At 67.1% G+C, this 17592-nt stretch carries 17 protein-coding genes; 13 read left to right on the top strand and 4 right to left on the bottom strand.

The genetic code is table 11. The features are described from left to right. Positions 1-45: 45 nt before the first annotated feature. The 13 genes from bchB to ILP92_RS10615 all read left to right on the top strand — a co-directional run bounded on the left by bchB (position 46) and on the right by ILP92_RS10615 (position 14312). The gene (bchB, locus tag ILP92_RS10675) at positions 46-1602 is read left to right on the top strand and encodes a ferredoxin:protochlorophyllide reductase (ATP-dependent) subunit B (RefSeq protein ID WP_198916383.1); all 1557 of its coding nucleotides are present in this window, start codon (positions 46-48) and stop codon (positions 1600-1602) included. Further along, positions 1592-5140, top strand: coding sequence for a magnesium chelatase subunit H (locus tag ILP92_RS10670; RefSeq protein ID WP_198916382.1), 3549 nt, complete (start codon positions 1592-1594; stop codon positions 5138-5140). The genes bchB and ILP92_RS10670 overlap by 11 nt, the downstream gene beginning before the upstream one ends. Positions 5141-5243: 103 nt before the next feature. Next, positions 5244-6164, top strand: coding sequence for a ferredoxin:protochlorophyllide reductase (ATP-dependent) iron-sulfur ATP-binding protein (gene bchL, locus ILP92_RS10665; protein WP_198916381.1), 921 nt, complete (start codon positions 5244-5246; stop codon positions 6162-6164). Then, on the top strand, positions 6164-6826 hold the full coding sequence (gene bchM / locus ILP92_RS10660; RefSeq protein ID WP_198916380.1) for a magnesium protoporphyrin IX methyltransferase: 663 nt from the start codon (positions 6164-6166) through the stop codon (positions 6824-6826). Before bchL ends, bchM begins: the two co-directional genes overlap by 1 nt. Further along, on the top strand, positions 6823-8250 hold the full coding sequence (locus ILP92_RS10655) for a PucC family protein (RefSeq protein WP_198916379.1): 1428 nt from the start codon (positions 6823-6825) through the stop codon (positions 8248-8250). The genes bchM and ILP92_RS10655 overlap by 4 nt, the downstream gene beginning before the upstream one ends. A gap of 12 nt (positions 8251-8262) precedes the next feature. Then, positions 8263-9018 (top strand): photosynthetic reaction center subunit H, encoded by a 756-nt coding sequence (gene puhA, locus ILP92_RS10650; RefSeq protein ID WP_198916378.1) that lies wholly within the window; start codon positions 8263-8265, stop codon positions 9016-9018. A 72-nt stretch (positions 9019-9090) separates the two neighbouring features. Beyond that, positions 9091-9741: a photosynthetic complex putative assembly protein PuhB gene (gene puhB / locus ILP92_RS10645; RefSeq protein ID WP_198916377.1), complete on the top strand. Its 651-nt coding sequence runs from the start codon at positions 9091-9093 to the stop codon at positions 9739-9741. Positions 9742-9752: 11 nt separating this feature from the next. Beyond that, a complete protein-coding gene (gene puhC / locus ILP92_RS10640) occupies positions 9753-10232 on the top strand; it encodes a photosynthetic complex assembly protein PuhC (RefSeq protein WP_235971335.1) in 480 nt (159 codons plus the stop codon). A gap of 14 nt (positions 10233-10246) precedes the next feature. Beyond that, the gene (locus ILP92_RS10635) at positions 10247-10567 is read left to right on the top strand and encodes an O2-dependent cyclase accessory protein (RefSeq protein ID WP_198916376.1); all 321 of its coding nucleotides are present in this window, start codon (positions 10247-10249) and stop codon (positions 10565-10567) included. Next, positions 10564-11691 carry a magnesium-protoporphyrin IX monomethyl ester (oxidative) cyclase gene (gene acsF, locus ILP92_RS10630; protein ID WP_198916375.1) on the top strand — a complete coding sequence of 376 codons (1128 nt, stop codon included), beginning with the start codon at positions 10564-10566 and terminating at the stop codon, positions 11689-11691. The genes ILP92_RS10635 and acsF overlap by 4 nt, the downstream gene beginning before the upstream one ends. A 48-nt stretch (positions 11692-11739) precedes the next feature. Continuing rightward, the gene (gene puhE / locus ILP92_RS10625; RefSeq protein ID WP_198916374.1) at positions 11740-12543 is read left to right on the top strand and encodes a putative photosynthetic complex assembly protein PuhE; all 804 of its coding nucleotides are present in this window, start codon (positions 11740-11742) and stop codon (positions 12541-12543) included. Next, positions 12533-13741: a 5-aminolevulinate synthase gene (gene hemA / locus ILP92_RS10620; protein ID WP_198916373.1), complete on the top strand. Its 1209-nt coding sequence runs from the start codon at positions 12533-12535 to the stop codon at positions 13739-13741. Before puhE ends, hemA begins: the two co-directional genes overlap by 11 nt. Before the next feature lie 103 nt (positions 13742-13844). After that, the gene (locus ILP92_RS10615; protein WP_198916372.1) at positions 13845-14312 is read left to right on the top strand and encodes a c-type cytochrome; all 468 of its coding nucleotides are present in this window, start codon (positions 13845-13847) and stop codon (positions 14310-14312) included. Positions 14313-14376: 64 nt separating this feature from the next. Here the strand turns inward: ILP92_RS10615 and fliP are convergent, their stop codons facing one another. The 4 genes from fliP to fliF all read right to left on the bottom strand — a co-directional run bounded on the left by fliP (position 14377) and on the right by fliF (position 17589). Further along, entirely contained in the window at positions 14377-15045 is a 669-nt protein-coding gene (gene fliP / locus ILP92_RS10610; protein ID WP_368667866.1) for a flagellar type III secretion system pore protein FliP, read from the bottom strand. A 66-nt stretch (positions 15046-15111) separates the two neighbouring features. Beyond that, complete coding sequence (locus ILP92_RS10605) at positions 15112-15420, bottom strand: FliM/FliN family flagellar motor switch protein (protein WP_198916371.1); 309 nt, start codon at positions 15418-15420, stop codon at positions 15112-15114. Then, positions 15413-16012, bottom strand: coding sequence for a FliH/SctL family protein (locus ILP92_RS10600; protein ID WP_198916370.1), 600 nt, complete (start codon positions 16010-16012; stop codon positions 15413-15415). The genes ILP92_RS10605 and ILP92_RS10600 overlap by 8 nt, the downstream gene beginning before the upstream one ends. Then, positions 16009-17589, bottom strand: coding sequence for a flagellar basal-body MS-ring/collar protein FliF (gene fliF / locus ILP92_RS10595; protein WP_198916369.1), 1581 nt, complete (start codon positions 17587-17589; stop codon positions 16009-16011). The genes ILP92_RS10600 and fliF overlap by 4 nt, the downstream gene beginning before the upstream one ends. Positions 17590-17592: the final 3 nt, after the last annotated feature.

Genomic DNA, 17592 nt, shown 5'->3' with positions numbered 1-17592 from the left:
ACAAGTATCCCGGGGGTCTGGGGGCAGCGCCCCCAGCGGTCGCCCATGAAGCTCAGCGTCTGGACATATGAGGGCCCGCCCCATGTGGGCGCCATGCGTGTCGCCACCGGGATGCGCGGGCTGCATTACGTCCTGCACGCGCCCCAGGGCGACACCTACGCCGATCTGCTCTTCACCATGATCGAGCGGCGCGACCGCCGCCCGCCGGTGACCTACACCACTTTCCAGGCGCGCGACCTGGGCTCCGACACGGCGGATCTGTTCAAGACCGCCTGCCAGGACGCGGTCGCGCGGTTTCAGCCCGAAGCGATCATCGTCGGCGCGTCCTGCACCGCCGAGCTGATCCAGGACGATCCCGGCGGCATGGCCGAGACCATGGACCTGGGCGGCATCCCCGTCATCGCGTTGGAATTGCCGTCCTACCAGCGCAAGGAAAACTTCGGCGCGGACGAGACGTTCTACCAGATCGTGCGCCGCCTCGCGGTGCCCATGGACCGCACCGCGCGGCCGACCTGCAACATCCTGGGCCCCACCGGTCTGGGCTTCCGCCACCGCGACGACGTGACCGAGATCACCGGCCTTCTGGCCGATATGGGGGTCGAGGTGAATGTCTGCGCGCCCATGGGCGCCACGCCGTCGGACATTGCCCGGATGGGCGCCGCGCATTTCAACGTGCTGCTCTATCCCGAAACGGGCGAGGCCGCGGCGCGCTGGTGCGAAAAGGAACTGGGCCAGGCCTTCACCAAGACCGTGCCCATGGGCGTCGGCGCGACCCGCGATTTCGTGGCCGAGGTCATGGCGCTGGCCCCGCACGCCACGCGCCCCTCCGAAGACGCTTTGCGCCTGCCGTGGTACGCCGCGTCGGTCGACAGCACCTACCTCACCGGCAAGCGCGTGTTCCTGTTCGGCGACGCCACCCACGTCATGGCCGCCGCGCGCATCGCCCGCGACGAGATGGGCTTCGAGGTTTGCGGCATGGGCTGCTACAACCGCGAATTCGCGCGACCCATGCGGGCGGCGGCGAAGGAATACGGCCTGACGGCGCTCATCACCGACGACTACCTGGAAGTCGAGCGCGCCATCGAGGACGCTGCACCCGAGATGATCCTGGGCACCCAGATGGAGCGTCACATCGGCAAGCGCCTGGGCATTCCCTGCGCCGTCATCTCGGCGCCGGTCCACGTGCAGGATTTCCCGGCGCGCTATTCGCCCGTCATGGGGTTCGAGGGCGCGAACGTCATTTTCGACACCTGGGTGCATCCGCTGGTCATGGGGCTGGAAGAGCACCTGCTGCACATGTTCCGCGAGGATTTCGAGTTCCACGACGCGGCGGGCCCGTCGCATCACGGCGGCAAGGCCGTCGCGCGGCAGGACAGCGCCGGGGCTCTGCCCCGGACCCCGGGATATTTGGAAAAAGATGAAGCAGAGCGTGGCGCGGACGTGGTGACTTGGCTTGCCGAGGCCGAGGCCGAGCTGAAGAAAATTCCGTTCTTCGTGCGCGGCAAGGCGCGGCGCAACACCGAAAGCTTCGCGGCCGAGCGCGGCGTGCGCGAGATTTCTGTCGACACCCTTTACGAAGCGAAGGCCCATTATGCGCGATGAGCTGGCCTATACCGCGCCGGGCTACCGGATCGCGATCGTCACGCTGGACGCCCACAGCGCGGGGCCCGCGGCGCGGGTCTTGCCGAAGCTGGAAGCCGACTTCCCGGGCCTGGGCGTCACCGTCCACGCCGCCGCCGAATGGGGCGAGGATGCGGGCGCGCTCGAGGATGCGAAGCGCGCGGTCAACGAGGCCGATATCGTCATCTCGTCGCTGCTGTTCATCGAGGAGCACATCCTGGCGATCCTGCCCGAGCTGCAGGCCGCCCGGGATCGCTGCGACGCCCTCATCGGCATGATCGCCGATGCGCAGGTCGTGAAGCTGACGAAGATGGGCGACCTGGACATGGGCAAGCCCGCGACGGGCGTGTCCAAGCTGCTGAAGAAACTGCGCGGCTCGTCGAAGCCCGGTGCCGCGTCGGGCGCCAAGCAGATGACCATGCTGCGCCGTCTGCCGAAGATCCTGCGGTTCATTCCGGGCAAGGCGCAGGACCTGCGCGCTTGGTTCCTGACCATGCAGTACTGGCTGGGCGGCTCGGACGACAATATCGAGCAGATGATCCGCTTCCTGCTGTCGCGCTATGCCGCGCAGGACGACTGGCGCGGCACGGTGTCCAACGCTCCGGTCGAATATCCTGAAGTGGGGCTTTATCACCCCGATCTTGACACGCGCATCACTGAAGACGCCGCCGCCTTGCCCGCGCCCGGTCAGCCCGTCGCCACGGTCGGCCTGCTGATGATGCGCAGCTACATCCTGTCCGGCGACACCGCCCATTACGACGCAGTCATCCGCCGCTTCGAGGCGGCGGGCCTGCGCTGCATCCCCGCCTTCGCCGGTGGCCTGGACGGGCGGCCCGCCCTGCGGGAATATTTCAGCGACGGACGCGTGGACGCGCTGGTGTCGCTGACCGGGTTCTCGCTGATCGGCGGCCCGGCCTATAACGACAGCGACGCCGCCGTCGCGGAACTGTCCGCTTTGGACGTCCCCTATATCGCCGCGCATCCGCTGGAATTCCAGACGCTGGGCCAGTGGGCCGGGTCGTCGACGGGCTTGGGTCCCGTCGAGACGACGATGCTGGTGGCCCTGCCCGAGATCGACGGGGCGACCAACCCCACCGTCTTCGCCGGCCGCCATGGCGACGCGGGCTGCGACGGCTGCGCGTTGCGGTGCCGGAGCACCGCGGGCCGCGAGATGGCGCCCTGTCCCGAGCGGGTGGACGCGCTGGCCGAGAAGGTCGCGCGGCTGGCGACCTTGCGGCGTGGTGACGTGGTCACGCGCAAGGCGGCGGTGATCCTGTACGGCTTCCCGCCCAATGCCGGGGCCATCGGCACGGCGGCATACCTGTCGGTCTTCGAGAGCCTGTTCAACACGCTCCACGCCATGAAGGCCGAGGGCTACGACCTGGACCCGCCTGAAACGGTCGAGACGCTGCGCGCGACCGTCCTGAAAGGCAACGCCGCGCAGTTCGGACAAGAGGCCAACGTCGCCGCCCATGTCAGCGCCGACGACCTGGTGCGCAATACGCCCTGGCTGGACGAGATCGAAGCCGCCTGGGGCCCCGCGCCCGGCAGGCAGCAAAGCGACGGGCGCGGCGTCTTCGTGCTGGGCGCGCAGTTCGGCAACGTCTTCGTCGGCGTGCAACCGGCTTTCGGCTATGAGGGCGACCCCATGCGCCTGCTGTTCGAGCGGGGCTTCGCGCCGACCCACGCCTTCGCTGCCTTCTATCGCTGGCTGCGCGACGATTTCGGCGCCGACGTGCTGTTGCATTTCGGCATGCACGGCGCGCTGGAATTCATGCCCGGACGGCAGGTGGGGATGGGGCCTGGCGACTGGCCCGACCGGCTGATCGGCGGGCTGCCGAACGTCTATCTTTATGCCGCGAACAACCCCAGCGAAGCCACTTTGGCCAAGCGCCGGTCGAACGCGGTCTGCGTGACGCACCTGACGCCGCCGCTGGGCAAGGCCGGGCTTTACAAGGGGCTGGCCGAGTTGAAGGACAGCCTGAAGCGCTGGCGCGAAACGGCTCCGGGCGAGGCACGGGCCGAGCTGGAAGCGCTGGTCGCGGCCCAGGCAGACGCGGTCGACATGGGCGGCACCGCGCCCGACGCGCTGTGGCTGAGCCTGCTCGAGACCGAAGACGCGCTGATGCCCGACGGGCTTCACGTGGTGGGTCGCGGCATGGATGCCGACCAGCGCGCGGGCCTTCTGGACCTGCTGCCCGACCAGTCCGAAGACGGCCGCGCGCGGACCGACACGGCGCTGCAGCATCAAACCGAGATCCCCGCGCTGATGCGCGCTCTGGGCGGGCGTTTCATCGCCCCGGTTCCCGGTGGGGATCTGATCCGCAGCCCCGAAATCATGCCCACGGGCCGCAATATCCACGCCTTCGACCCGTTCCGCATGCCGACGGCCTTCGCCATGGAAGACGGCGCGCGGCAGGCGCAGTTGCTGCTCGATACGCACAAGGCCCTGCCGCGTTCGGTGGCGCTGGTGCTGTGGGGGTCCGACAACATCAAGTCCGACGGTGGCCCGATCGCGCAGGCGCTGGCGCTGCTGGGCGCGCGCCCGCGCTTCGACAGCTACGGGCGGCTCTGTGGCGCGGATCTCGTGCCGCTGGCCGAGCTGGGTCGCCCGCGCATCGACGTGGTGATGACGCTATCGGGCATCTTCCGCGACCTGCTGCCGCTGCAGACCCGGATGCTGGCCGAGGCCGCGTGGAAGGCCGCCACCGCCGACGAGCCGCTGGAGCAGAACTTCGTCCGCGCCCACGCGCTGGCCTACGCCGATGCCATGGGCGTCGACATGGAGACGGCGGCGCTGCGGGTGTTCTCGAACGCCGAAGGGGCTTATGGGTCGAACGTGAACCAGCTGGTCGACAGTTCGGCCTTCGGCGACGAGGACGAACTGGCCGATGCCTACGAGGCGCGCAAGAGCTTTGCCTACGGACGCAATGGCAAGCCCGCGCCGAACGCGGCGCTGTTGCAGAATGCGCTGAAGGACGTGGAGCTGGCGTATCAGAACCTGGAATCGGTCGAGCTGGGGGTCACCTCGGTCGACCATTATTTCGACACGCTGGGCGGCATTTCGCGGGCGGTGAAGCGCGCGCGGGGCAGTGCCGCGCCGGTCTATATCGGCGACCAGACCCGCGGGGCGGGCAAGGTCCGCACGCTGCAGGACCAGGTCGCGCTGGAAACCCGGTCGCGCAGCCTGAACCCGAAATTCTACGAGTCGCTGCTGAAGCACGGCCACGAAGGTGTGCGCCAGATCGAGGCCCACGTCACCAACACCATGGGCTGGTCGGCGACCACAGGCGAGGTCGAGCCGTGGGTCTATCAGCGCCTGAGCGAGACATTCGTGCTGGACGACGCCATGCGCCGCCGTCTGGCCGAGCTGAACCCGGTGGCCAGCGCCCGGATGGCCGGGCGGCTGCTGGAAGCGTCGGACCGCAACTACTGGCAGCCCGACGCGGACACGCTGCACGCATTGCAGAACGCGTCGGACGAACTTGAGGATCGAATGGAAGGGATCGCGGCGGAATGAGCGAAGGATGCACATTCGGACATGCCGTGCCGGGGCTCTGCCCCGGAGCCCCGAGGTATTTTTGGAAAGATGAAGAACGCAACGTTCTTCGGGAAGGTGAGCGATGAGCCCCAGAGACGAAGTTTCGACGCTGCGCGCGGCGGCCGGTGTGCCGAAATTGGGCGAGGACGGCGAAGGCTCGGTCCAGGTGCACCAGGACATGGACCTGGGCTCGACCGGGGCCAAGGTGTTTTCGGTCTATGGCAAGGGCGGGATCGGCAAGTCGACCACGTCGAGCAACCTGTCGGCGGCGTTTTCCATGCTGGGCAAGCGCGTGCTGCAGATCGGCTGCGACCCGAAGCACGACAGCACCTTCACGCTGACCGGCAAGCTGCAGCCGACGGTGATCGACATCCTGAAGGAGGTCGATTTCCACGCCGAGGAACTGCGCCCCGAGGATTTCGTGACCACGGGCTTCAACGGCGTGCAATGCGTCGAGGCGGGTGGCCCTCCGGCCGGGACGGGCTGTGGCGGCTATGTCGTCGGGCAGACGGTGAAGCTTTTGAAGCAGCACCATATGCTGGAAGACACCGATATCGTGATCTTCGACGTTCTGGGCGACGTGGTGTGCGGCGGGTTCGCGGCGCCCCTGCAGCACGCGGATCGCGCGGTGATCGTGACGGCCAACGATTTTGACAGCATCTACGCCATGAACCGGATCATCGCCGCGGTGCAGGCCAAGGCGAAGAATTACGGCGTGCGGCTGGCGGGCTGCATCGCCAATCGCAGCAAGGACACCGACGAGGTGGATCGCTATTGCCGCACGGTGGGGTTCAACCGCATCGCGCACATGCCCGATATCGACGCGATCCGGCGCAGCCGCCTGAAGAAGAAGACCCTGTTCGAGATGCCGGACGAGGAAGACATCGTCCTGGCGCGCGCCGAATACATCCGGCTGGCCGAGACGCTCTACGCGGGCACCGATCCGCTGGCCCCCGCGCCGCTGCCCGACCGCGAGATCTTCGAGCTTTTGGGGTTCGATTGATGGGCTACGAGCCGACCCTTCAGCGTGTCGAGAGCTATTTCGACGCCACCGCGACCCAGGTGTGGGAGCAGCTGACCAGCGACGCGCCGGTCAGCCGCATCCGCGCCACGGTGCGGGCGGGCCGGGAGCGGATGCGCGCGACGATGCTGGGACGGTTGCCCGAGGATCTGACCGGGGCGCGCGTGCTCGACGCGGGCTGCGGCACCGGCGCGATGGCGCAGGAACTGGCGCGGCGCGGCGCGGACGTGGTGGGCGTCGACATCTCGCCGCGGCTGATCGCCATCGCGCGCCGCCGCATGCCCGAGGACCTGGGCGAGCATGTGCGCTTCACGGCGGGCGACATGCTGAGCGTCGATTTGGGCGCCTTCGATCACATCGTGGCGATGGATTCGCTGATCTATTACGGCGCGCGCGATCTGACGGCCGCGCTGGACGCGCTTGCCGCGCGCAGCCACCAGGTCGTGTTCACCGTGGCCCCCCGCACGCCGCTGCTGCTGGCCATGTGGCAGGCGGGCAAGCTGTTTCCGAAAGCCGACCGGTCGCCCGTCATGGTGCCGCATTCGGCGCGGGCGATGGGACGCCGGGTCCGGGGCGATCTGCAGAAGGTCGCGCGGGTGAACTCGGGCTTCTACATCGCCGACTGCCTGGAGCTGCGGGCATGAGCGTGAAGCACCTGACCCTCAGGGCGCTGCCCTTCGCCGATGCGGCCAGCGACGGTCTGCCGCTGGGCCAGCTGCTGCGCCTGTCGCTGTTCCAGGTCAGCGTCGGCATGGCCAGCGTCATGCTGCTGGGCACGTTGAACCGGGTGATGATCGTCGAGCTTTCCCTTGCCGCAACGCTGGTCGCCGCGATGATCGCGCTGCCGGTCCTGATCGCGCCGTTCCGGGCACTGCTGGGCTTCCGCTCGGACACGCACCGCAGCGCCATCGGCTGGAAGCGCATCCCCTACCTGTGGTTCGGCAGCCTGTGGCAGATGGGCGGGCTGGCGCTGATGCCCTTCGCGTTGCTGGTGCTGGGTGGCGACACCGTCCACGACGTGCCCTTCGCGGGCGAGGTTCTGGCGGCGCTGGCCTTCCTGATGACCGGGTTGGGGCTGCACATGACGCAGACCGCCGGCCTGGCGCTGGCAAGCGACCGGGCCGACGACGAGACGCGGCCGCGGGTCGTGGCGCTGCTTTACGTGATGTTCCTGGTGGGCATGGGCGTCAGCGCGCTGATCTTCGGCTGGCTCTTGCGCGATTTCAGCCCGCTGACGCTGATCCGGGTGGTGCAGGGGGCCGCTCTGGCGACCATCATCCTGAACGTGATCGCGCTGTGGAAGCAGGAGCACGTGCGGGTCATGAGCCGCGAAGAGCGCGCCGCCCCGCGTCCCAGCTTCCGCGACGCGTGGTCCGATTTCGCGGATGGCGGCGATGCGGGCCGCCTGTTGGCCGTGGTCTTCGTGGGCACGCTGGCCTTCAACATGCAGGACGTCCTGCTCGAACCCTATGGCGGCGAAATCATGGGGCTGAGCGTGTCGGCCACCACCTGGCTGTCGGCGCTCTGGGCGCTGGGTGCGCTGGTGGGCTTCGGCTGCGCCGCCCGGTGGCTGGCGCGCGGGCTCGACCCGTTCCGCATGGCGGCACGCGGCATCCTGATCGGCGTCACCGCATTTTCGGCCGTGGTCTTCGCCGCGCCCATGGGATCGAACGCGCTGTTCTACGGCGGCGCGGCGGGCATCGGCATGGGCGGCGGGCTTTTCGCGGTCGCCACCCTGACCGCCGCTATGACGCTGCCCGCGCGCGGGCTCGCGGGGCGCGGCCTGGCGCTGGGCGCTTGGGGGGCCGCGCAGGCGACGGCGGCGGGCCTGTCCATCGCGCTGGGCGGCGCCATCCGGGACGGCGTGTCGCAACTGGCCGCCACGGGCGCTCTGGGCGAGGTTCTGGACACCCCGGCGCTGGGCTACACCACTGTCTATCACATCGAAATCGCGTTGCTTTTCGCCACGCTGGTGGTCCTGGGACCGCTGGTGCGCCTGAGCTTCGTCAACCCCGTTCACCCGAACGCCACGGACGGCAAGATCGGTCTTGCCGATTTCCCAACCTGAGAGGATCACATCATGGTCGGTGTCACATTTTTCGGAAACTTCGATCTGGCCAGCCTTGCGATCTGGCTGTTCTGGGGCTTCTTTGCCGTTCTGATCTACTACCTGCAGACCGAAAACATGCGCGAAGGCTATCCGCTGGAAACCGAGGACGGCAACACGGCGCCGAACCAGGGCCCGTTCCCGGTGCCCGCACCCAAGACGGTCTCGCTGCCCCATGGCGGTGGCGAAGTCGTGCTGCCGTCGCAAGAGAACGAGGCGTTTCACCGCCGCGAAGATCTTGCCCTGGCGCGCACGGCGGTCAGCGAAGGCTTCCCGCAAAAGCCCACGGGCGATCCGCTGCTCGATGGCGTCGGCCCCGCGTCCTGGACGCCGCGCAAGGACTCGCCCGAGCTGGACGGCCACGGCAATCCCAAGATCCAGCCCATGAGCGGCAATGACGGCTTCTTCGTCAGCGCCGGGCGCGACCCGCGCGGGCTGCCGGTGGTCTGCAAGGACGACAAGGTCGTGGGCACCGTCACCGATCTCTGGATCGACGAGGCCGAGCAACTGGTCCGCTACGTGGAATTCGAGCTCGAGCCCGAGTTCGGCGGCGCCAAGAAGCTGATGCCGATGTTCATGATCCGGATCAAGCCGCGCTGGGTGGACATCACGTCGCTGAACTCGAACCGGATGACGCAGATCCCCGACATCAAGACGCCGGGCCAGATCACGCTGCTGGAAGAAGAGAAGATCATGACCTTCTTCGGCGGCGGCACGCTTTACGACTGAGACAGACCACCGCGCCCGGCCTAGCCACCGGGCGCGGACCTTTGACACCGGGAACCCAGAGGACACGCCGCCATGCCATACGACGAAAGCTACAAGAACGACCCGGATTTCGCCTTCGAGCCGATCCCCGGCCTGCCCGAGGCCTTGCCGCCCGGGGAACGGGTGCTCTGGCAGGGACGCCCCCAGACGCTGGCACTGGCGCGCGCGTCGATGGGGCTGAGCTGGATCGCGGGATATTTCGTGTTTCTCGCGGGGCTGCGCGTGGCGGCCTCGAGCGCCACGATGGGATGGCTCGGCGCCTTGCCGCTGGCGATCCCGTTCCTTGTGCTGGGCGTGATCTGCTGCGCCATCGTGCTGCTGATCGCGCGGGTGCAGGCGAGGGCCACGCTTTACACGATCACCACCGACCGCGTCGCCATGCGCATCGGGGCGGCGCTGACGCTGACGCTGAACCTGCCCTTCAAGCGGATCGCCAGTGCCGACATGACCGACGCACCCGGTGGCACGGGCACCATCGTCTTCAAGACGCTGGGCGACACGCGGCTTGGCTACATGGTGCTCTGGCCCCATGTCCGGCCGTGGCACATGCGCCATGTTCAGCCCGCCATGCGCTGCATCCCCGATGCCGCAAGCGTCGCGGACATCCTGGGCCAAGCCGCCGAGACTCGCATCAGCCAGCCCGAAATCGCCCGGCGCGCGCCGCAGGCGATGGCGGCGGAGTAGGGGGGATGGCCATGAAACGCGTGGATACAGGACTTTATTTCGACGCCGAAGCCCGCGAGATGGAGCGCCGCGACCGCGAGATGATCCCGCGCACGGCCCTTCTGGGAATGCTGGCGCTTGCGCTCAGCGCGCTGGGTCTGGCAAGCTACGCCTCGATCACCGACCGGATGCCCTCGGGACAACCCGAACCGGCCGTGGTGCTCGCGGAACGCACATTCGTGCTGGACGGCGATGGCGTGGCCGTCAGCGCCGTCCAGCCAGACGGCACCGTCCTACTGGACACCGAAAACGGTGCCTTCATCGCCGTGGTCAACGATGCGCTGGTGCGCAAGCGGGTGGTCCACGGCATCCAGGGCAATCCGCCCGTCACGCTGTCCCGTCTCGCCAACGGGCGGCTTACGCTGTCTGACCCCGCCACGGGGTGGATGGCCGAGCTCACGTCTTTCGGGGCGGGCAATGCCCGCCACTGGAACGTGCTGTTCGAGAACTGAAAGGGAACCGATCCATGGGACTTCTGACCAGATACACCGAAACCGCGCCCTGCACGGTCGAAGTGGTGCATAAATTCGAAGAGCTGTCCGCCCATGTGCGGCTGGACAACGGGGCCGTCATCAATCCAGGCGACACCGTGCTGGTGCACGGCGCGCCGGTCATGGCCGCCTGGGGCGAAGCCGTCAGCGAAAAGCGCATGGCCACGATCACCCGCGCGTCCAAGCTGGAACAGCTCTGGACCCGGCTGACCGGGGACCTGGAATTCATCGAGCTGTGCGAATTCTCGTTTTCCGAGGAAACGCGCGCCACCGGCACCGGGGGGGTCGCGGCATGAACGTCCAGGCGAAACACACCGCCGACGCCACCACGGTCGAAGAAGGCCTGGCCATCCAGCAGGCGCAGTCGAAATTCGACAGCCAAGCCGCCACCGACCTGGCGATGCAGAACACCCTGCTGACCCCGCGCTTCTACACCACCGATTTCGACGAGCTCGACGCCGTGAACGTGGAGCCGGTGCGCGAGGATTGGGACAAGCTGATCGCCCAGATGCGCAGCGACCCCAACAAGGGCCATTTCCGAAAGACGGAAGATTGGGACAAGGTTGACTGGGACGGGATGGAGCCCGAGCTGAAGGCCGAGTTCCTGGATTTCCTGATCTCGAGCTGCACGGCCGAGTTCTCGGGCTGCGTCCTTTACAAAGAAATGAAGCGGCGCGGCAACAATCCCGACATCTGCGAGCTCTTCAGCTTCATGTCGCGCGACGAGGCGCGGCACGCGGGCTTCATCAACGACGCGCTGCGCGAAGCGGGCGTTGCGGTGAACCTGGGTTTCCTGACGCGCGAGAAGAAGTACACCTATTTCCGCCCGAAATTCATCTACTACGCCACCTACCTCAGCGAAAAGATCGGCTACGCGCGGTACATCACCATCTATCGCCATCTCGAAGCCAACCCCGAGATGCGGTTCCACCCGATCTTCAAGTGGTTCAAGGAATGGTGCAACGACGAGTTCAGCCACGGCGAAGCCTTTGCGCTGCTCATGCGCACCGACCCGAAGCTGACCCAGAGCTTCGCCAACAAGCTGTGGATCCGGTTCTTCCTGACGGCGGTCTATTCGACCATGTGGGTGCGCGACCACGCCCGGCCGAAGTTCCACGAGGCCCTGGGCGTCGACATCGACTGGTACGACATGGAGGTCTATCGCAAGACCTCCGAGATCGCGCGCCAGGTGTTCCCGCTCGAGCTGGACATCGACAACCCGCGCTTCGTGTCGGGCTGCAAGCGGATGAACCGCGCGGTGGTGGCGATGGATGCCGCCAAGGCGCGCGGTGGCGTGTCGGGCCTCATGGGCCGGATCGCGGCAGGGGCCAACGCGGCCTTCGCCTTCGCCAATCTCTACACCATCCCGGTGAAGAAGAACGACGTGCCGGACGACGTGCGGCTTGAACCGGCCTATTGAGCGGGGCGCGATTTTTCGTCGAAAAATCGAAACCGGAAGGAGACCGAAGTGACCGACCCCTGGATCGCCGCGCTGATCGCGCTTTTCGCCTGGTGGTTTTCCACCGGGGCGATCCTGTGGGCGGTCAAGCGCGCCGACGGGCAGGGGCCGGGCGCCCACGGGCGCACGGTTCTGGCGGGCCTGCCGCTGCTGATCGGCGGGATCGCGGCGTCGGTCCTGACCCGCGATGCGACCGGCAACGCCGCGCTCTATGGCGGCTTCCTGTCGGCGCTGGCGATCTGGGGCTGGATCGAGCTGGCCTTCCTGACCGGCACCGTCACCGGCCCCGGCCGCGGCCCGATGCCCTTTTGCGTCAACGATGGCCAGCGGTTCCGCGCCGCCTGGCGGGTGCTGGCCTGGCACGAATTGCTGCTGGCGCTCGGCCTCGCCTTTCTTGCGGCGCTCACCTGGGGCGCGGACAACACGCTGGCCTTCTGGACCTACGCGGTGCTCTTCTTCGCCCGGATCTCGGCCAAGCTGAACATCTTCCTGGGCGTGCCGCGCATCAATACCGAATTCCTGCCCGGCCCGCTGGCCCACCTGCCCAGCTATTTCCGCCAGGGTCCCGTCAGCTGGCTGTTCCCGCTGTCGATCCTGGTGCTCACGCTGGCGGTGTTCTGCTGGATCGAGCGGCTGGCCTTCACCGGCGAGACCCGCTTCGCCCTGCTGCTGACGCTGACCGCTCTGGCCCTGCTCGAGCACTGGCTGATGGTGCTGCCGCTGCCCGACGCGAAACTCTGGCGGTGGATGATCCCCGCCCCCAAACCCGACTCGACGCTGCCCTGTGAAAGTGAGAAGACCCATGGATTTTGACGCCCTGTTCCAGTCCCAGTTGGATGCTCTGAAGGACGAGGGCAATTATCGCGTCTTCGCCGATCTCGAACGGCGCTGCGGTGCCTTCCCGAAGGTGCGAAACCATGGCCCGGGGCCCGACAAGGTGACGGTCTGGTGCTCGAACGACTACCTTGGTATGGGCCAGCACCCGGACGTGGTGGGCGCGATGGTCGACGTGGCGCAATCCAGCGGCACCGGCGCGGGGGGCACGCGCAACATCGGCGGCACGGCGCATCACCACGTGGCGCTCGAGGCCGAGTTGGCCGATCTGCATGGCAAGCAGGACGCGCTGCTGTTCTCGTCGGGCTACGTGTCGAACTGGGCGGCGCTGGGCACGCTGGGCAGCCGCATCCCGAACGCGGTGATCCTGTCGGACGCGCTGAACCATGCCTCCATGATCGAAGGCATCCGCCATTCCCGCGCCGACAAGGTGATCTGGAAGCACAACGATCCCGAGGACCTGGACCGCAAGCTGGCGGCCTGCGGCGACCGGCCCAAGATCGTCGCCTTCGAGAGCGTCTATTCCATGGACGGCGACATCGCCCCCATCGCCGAGATCTGCGACGTGGCCGAAAAGCACGGCGCCATGACCTATATCGACGAGGTCCACGCGGTGGGCATGTATGGCCCCCGCGGCGGCGGCGTGGCCGAGCGCGAAGGGCTGATGGACCGGATCGACCTGATCGAGGGCACGCTGGGCAAGGCCTTCGGCACCTTCGGCGGCTACATCACCGGCTCGACCGCGCTGTGCGATTTCATCCGCTCGTTTTCGTCCGGGTTCATCTTCACCACCGCCCTGCCGCCATCGGTCGCGGCGGCGGCGAAAGCGTCCATCGCGCATCTGAAGCAAAGCCGTGTCGAGCGCGATGCACAGAAGCGCCAGGTCGCGCGGCTGCGCGCCAAGCTTGACGCGCACGGCATTCCGCACCTGTCCAATCCCAGCCACATCATCCCGGTGATGATCGGCGATCCGGTCAAATGCCGCATGATCAGCGACATCCTGATGGAAGACTGGGGCATCTACGTCCAGCCCATCAACTATCCGACCGTCCCGAAGGGGACCGAGCGGCTGCGCTTCACCCCCGGCCCGCTTCACAGCGACGCCGATATCGACCACCTGGTCGCGGCGCTGAACGACCTCTGGTCGCAATGCGCCCTTTCGCGACAAGTCGCCTAGTGTGAATTTCGACCGGCGGACGGCTTGTTGCGGACGCTATCCGTGCTAGCTTATGTAAGTCAGGATGTGGAAACAATCCGAACCAACTCTCAGGGAGTACGTAATGAAATCAGTCTTTTATTCCATCGCCGCCGCCGGGCTTCTGGCGATGCCGGTCACCGCTGCCGAACACGCCATGGGCGACGCGTCGGCAGGTGAGGATGCCTTCAGCCAGTGCTCGGCCTGCCACGTCGTCGTGAACGACGAGGGCGAGACGCTGGCCGGCCGCAACGGTCGCCAAGGTCCGAACCTTTACGGCGTGATCGGTCGCCAGGCCGGCTCGGTCGAGGACTTCCGCTACGGCGACAGCATCGTCGAAGCGGGCGAAAACGGCCTGGTCTGGGACCAGGAATCGCTGGCCGCCTACCTGCTGGATCCGACCGGATACCTGCGCGAGGTGCTCGATGACGACCGCGCCCGCGGCAAGATGAGCTACCGCGTGCGCAGCGAAGAGGACGCGGCCAACCTGGCGGCGTTCCTGGCCACCTTCAGCGAAGCTGAAGAAGAAGGCGAAGCCAGCAGCGACAGCTGATCATCTATCGATCGAACTCAAAAAGGCCGTCCCTTCGGGGGCGGCCTTTTCACTTTCCGGGCCTTCAGAAGTACGAATTGACCAGCGCGGTCGAGATCAATGTCCAGCCATCGGCGACTGCGAAGAAGGCCAGCTTGAAGGGCAGCGACACGATGGCGGGTGGCACCATCATCATGCCCATAGACATCAGGACCGCGGCGACCACCAGGTCGATGATCAGGAACGGCATGAAGATCAGGAAGCCGATCTGGAACGCGCGTTCGATTTCGCTGAGCAGGAACGAAGGCACCATCATCGACAGGGGCGATTGCGGCGACAGCACCGGGTTGTCGTCGGGGCGCAGGGTGCTGAGCGTCTCATACGTGCCGGGATCGATCCGCCCGGCCATGAATTCGCGAAACGGGTTCAGCGCGCGGGGCAGGGCTTCTTCCACGGTGATGAGCCCATCGACCAGCGGCGTGACGCCGTCGGTCCATGCGGTGATGAAAACCGGCTCCATCACGAAATAGGTCAGGAAAAGCGCCAGAGTGACGATCAGCATGTTGGGCGGAGATTGCTGCAGGCCGATGCCCTGGCGCAGGATCGACAGCACCGTCACGATGAACGGAAAGCAGGTGATCATGATCGCAAGACCCGGCACCAGGCTGAGCAGCGTGACCAGAACCAACAGCTGTGCGGCGCGCCCCGCCAACGTGCCGTCGCCGCCGAAATCCAGCGTCACTTCCTGCGCCACGGCCGGTCCGCCGACAATCGTGGTTAATGCGACAAGGCACAAAAAGGCGATGCAGCGCCCCACGAATTAAAGCTCGGTCCGCAGGTCGGCCACTTCGGTCAGGCGCACCGCCAATTGTCCGGTCTGGCTGCCTTCGAGCTCTTGCAACTCGCCCCGCGCGATCAGACGATCGCCCATGTAAAGCTCGACCGGATCGTCCACCTGGCTGTCCAGCGGCAGAACGGCGTCCTGGCCCATGCGCAGCAGGTCGCTCAGCCGGGGGCGCGCCTTGCCGACGGCGACGGTGATCTCGACCGGGACATCGGTGAAGGGATGGCGCGCGCGGTCCGTGGCGTCCGTGTTTTCGGTCGTATCGTCTAGGGTGGCGTCATCCATTGGCAAGGGTCTCCTTGTTAAGTGTGTCCAGCGCCTGCAGCGCGTCGTCCAGTCCATCGCGCAGGGCATTCAGGTCGATCTCGCGTTCGCGCGCGCCCATGCGCAGGTGTATTTCGCCCTCGGCGAGCGTGGGATCCTCGGCGACGGCGAAGGGCAGGGCGGTGATCCCGTCGAGCAGATCGTTCGCCGCGGCGGCCTGGCCGGGCGCGACCAGCAGTTCCATATCGGTGCCGTCGACGTCTTCGGCCATGGCCTCGACCTCGGCGATCAGGCGCTGCCCAAGGGTTTTTTGAAGGATGTCGGGCACGGCCTGCCGAACGATCGCGACCAGTAGCGGCTGCAAGCCCCGCATCACGTGGGCGCGCGCCTCGTGATAGGTGAAGGACAGGTCCTGCAGATGCGCGCGCATGGCTGCGTGCGCCTGGTCCTGTTCGCCCCTGGTCGCGGTCTCGGCGTCTTCCCACCCGGCGGCGTAGCCCTCGTCGAAGCTGGCCATGCGGTCGGGATCCGCGCCGCCGCCCTGGTCCGTTTCGGGTCCGAAACCCGCGATGTTGCGATCGAAATCTTCGAGTTCCAGCGCGCGCGCGGTCATGCTTTTTCCTCTTCCTCTTCCATCCAGCTGCGCAGGATCTGCAGGGATTCGTCCTTGCGCTCATCAATCAGGCCGCGCAGACGCTCGACCGCGCTGGCTCCATCGGGCAGCGTATCCCCGCTCGAGCCGACGGCGTTGAGCCGGGCGATGTCCTCGGGCGTGTCTTCGGGGTCGATCTCGCCCGTCAGGGCGGGCCCGCCGGTCGGCGGGGGGCCCAGTTCCGGCAATGGCTCGGCCTTCTGGGTCAGGATCGGGCGCACGACGAACAGGCCGATCAGAAGAGCGATGAGCGACAGGATGCCAAGCTGGGCCAGGCGCATGGCGTCGATATTGAGGTTGCCGCCGAAGCCTGCCCCCGGCTCGGAGCCCGACAGCGGCACCGGTTCGAATTCCATCGTCTGAAGCGAAAGCGAATCGCCGCGTTCCTCGTTCAGGCCGACGGCGGCCGAGACCAGTTCGCGCAGGGCGGCCATTTCTTCGGGCGAGCGTGGCTGCCACGTGACTTCGCCATCCGCATCGCTGGTGCGCAGGCCGTCCACAAGAACGGCGGTCGTGATTCGCCCGATTGCACCGGGGGCGCGCAGGACCTCGCGCTGGATTTCCGAGACCTCGAAATTCGTGCGCTGCCGGGTTTCGGATTGGGAGGCGCGCGACTGGTCGCCGCCGCCCCCGGCATCCCCGTCGGGCAGGTTGCTTGCGACCGTCACGTCGCCCGAGCTGCCTTGCTCCGAACTGGTGCTTTCGGTCTTGTCCTCGCTGATCGCGATGCGGCTGTCCGGGTCGATGCGCCGCTCGGTGATCTGCTCGCTCTCGGTCACGGTTTCCACGTTCACTTCGACCACGGCGTTGCCGTAGCCCACCCGGGCCTCGAGCAGCCGTTCGACGTTGCGCTTCAACTCGGCAGCGCGATCGGACGAATCGGTGCTCGTCGCGTCACCGTCGCTGGAGGACAGGATCACGCCGCCGGTGGCGTCGATGACCGACACGTCCGCCGGTGCAAGACCGCTGACCGCCGACGCGACCAGGTAGCGCAGCGCGCGGGCATGGGCGGCGCTGACCCCCGATTGCGACGGCGTGATGGTCACCGATGCGGTCGGCGTCCCGCCGCGCTGGAAGGGCTTCGAGGCCGGGTTGGCCAGGTGGACCCGCGCGCTCTGGATGGCGGGGCTCGAGACGATGGTGCGCGCCAGCTCGCCTTCCTTCGCGCGCCAATAGGCGGCGTCGAACATCTGGCTGGTGGTGCCGAACCCGGTCATCTGGTCCAGCAATTCGTAGCCCTGGGACGCGTTGGCGGGCAATCCCTCGCTGGCCAGCGTCATGCGCAGCTCGTCGCGGCGCGTGGTATCCACGAAGATCGAGCTGCCGCGCACCGAATAGTCGACGCCGCGCGCTTCGAGTGCGGCCACGACATCGCCCGCCGCGCCATTTTCCAGGCCCGCATAAAGAAGCGACATGCCGGGCTGGGTGGCCAGCCGCGTCAACCCGACAGCCACGACGAGCAAGGCAACGACCGCCAGCCCCGCGACCAGACGCTTTTGAAGCGTCAGTTCCGACCAGACCGTTTGTAACTGCTGCAAGAC

The organism is Palleronia pontilimi (assembly GCF_016412875.1).
In the GTDB taxonomy this organism is placed as follows: Bacteria; Pseudomonadota; Alphaproteobacteria; order Rhodobacterales; family Rhodobacteraceae; genus Palleronia; species Palleronia pontilimi.
The sequence above is the reverse complement of the archived record's forward strand: the minus strand, read 5'-3'. Positions and strand labels throughout refer to the sequence as shown.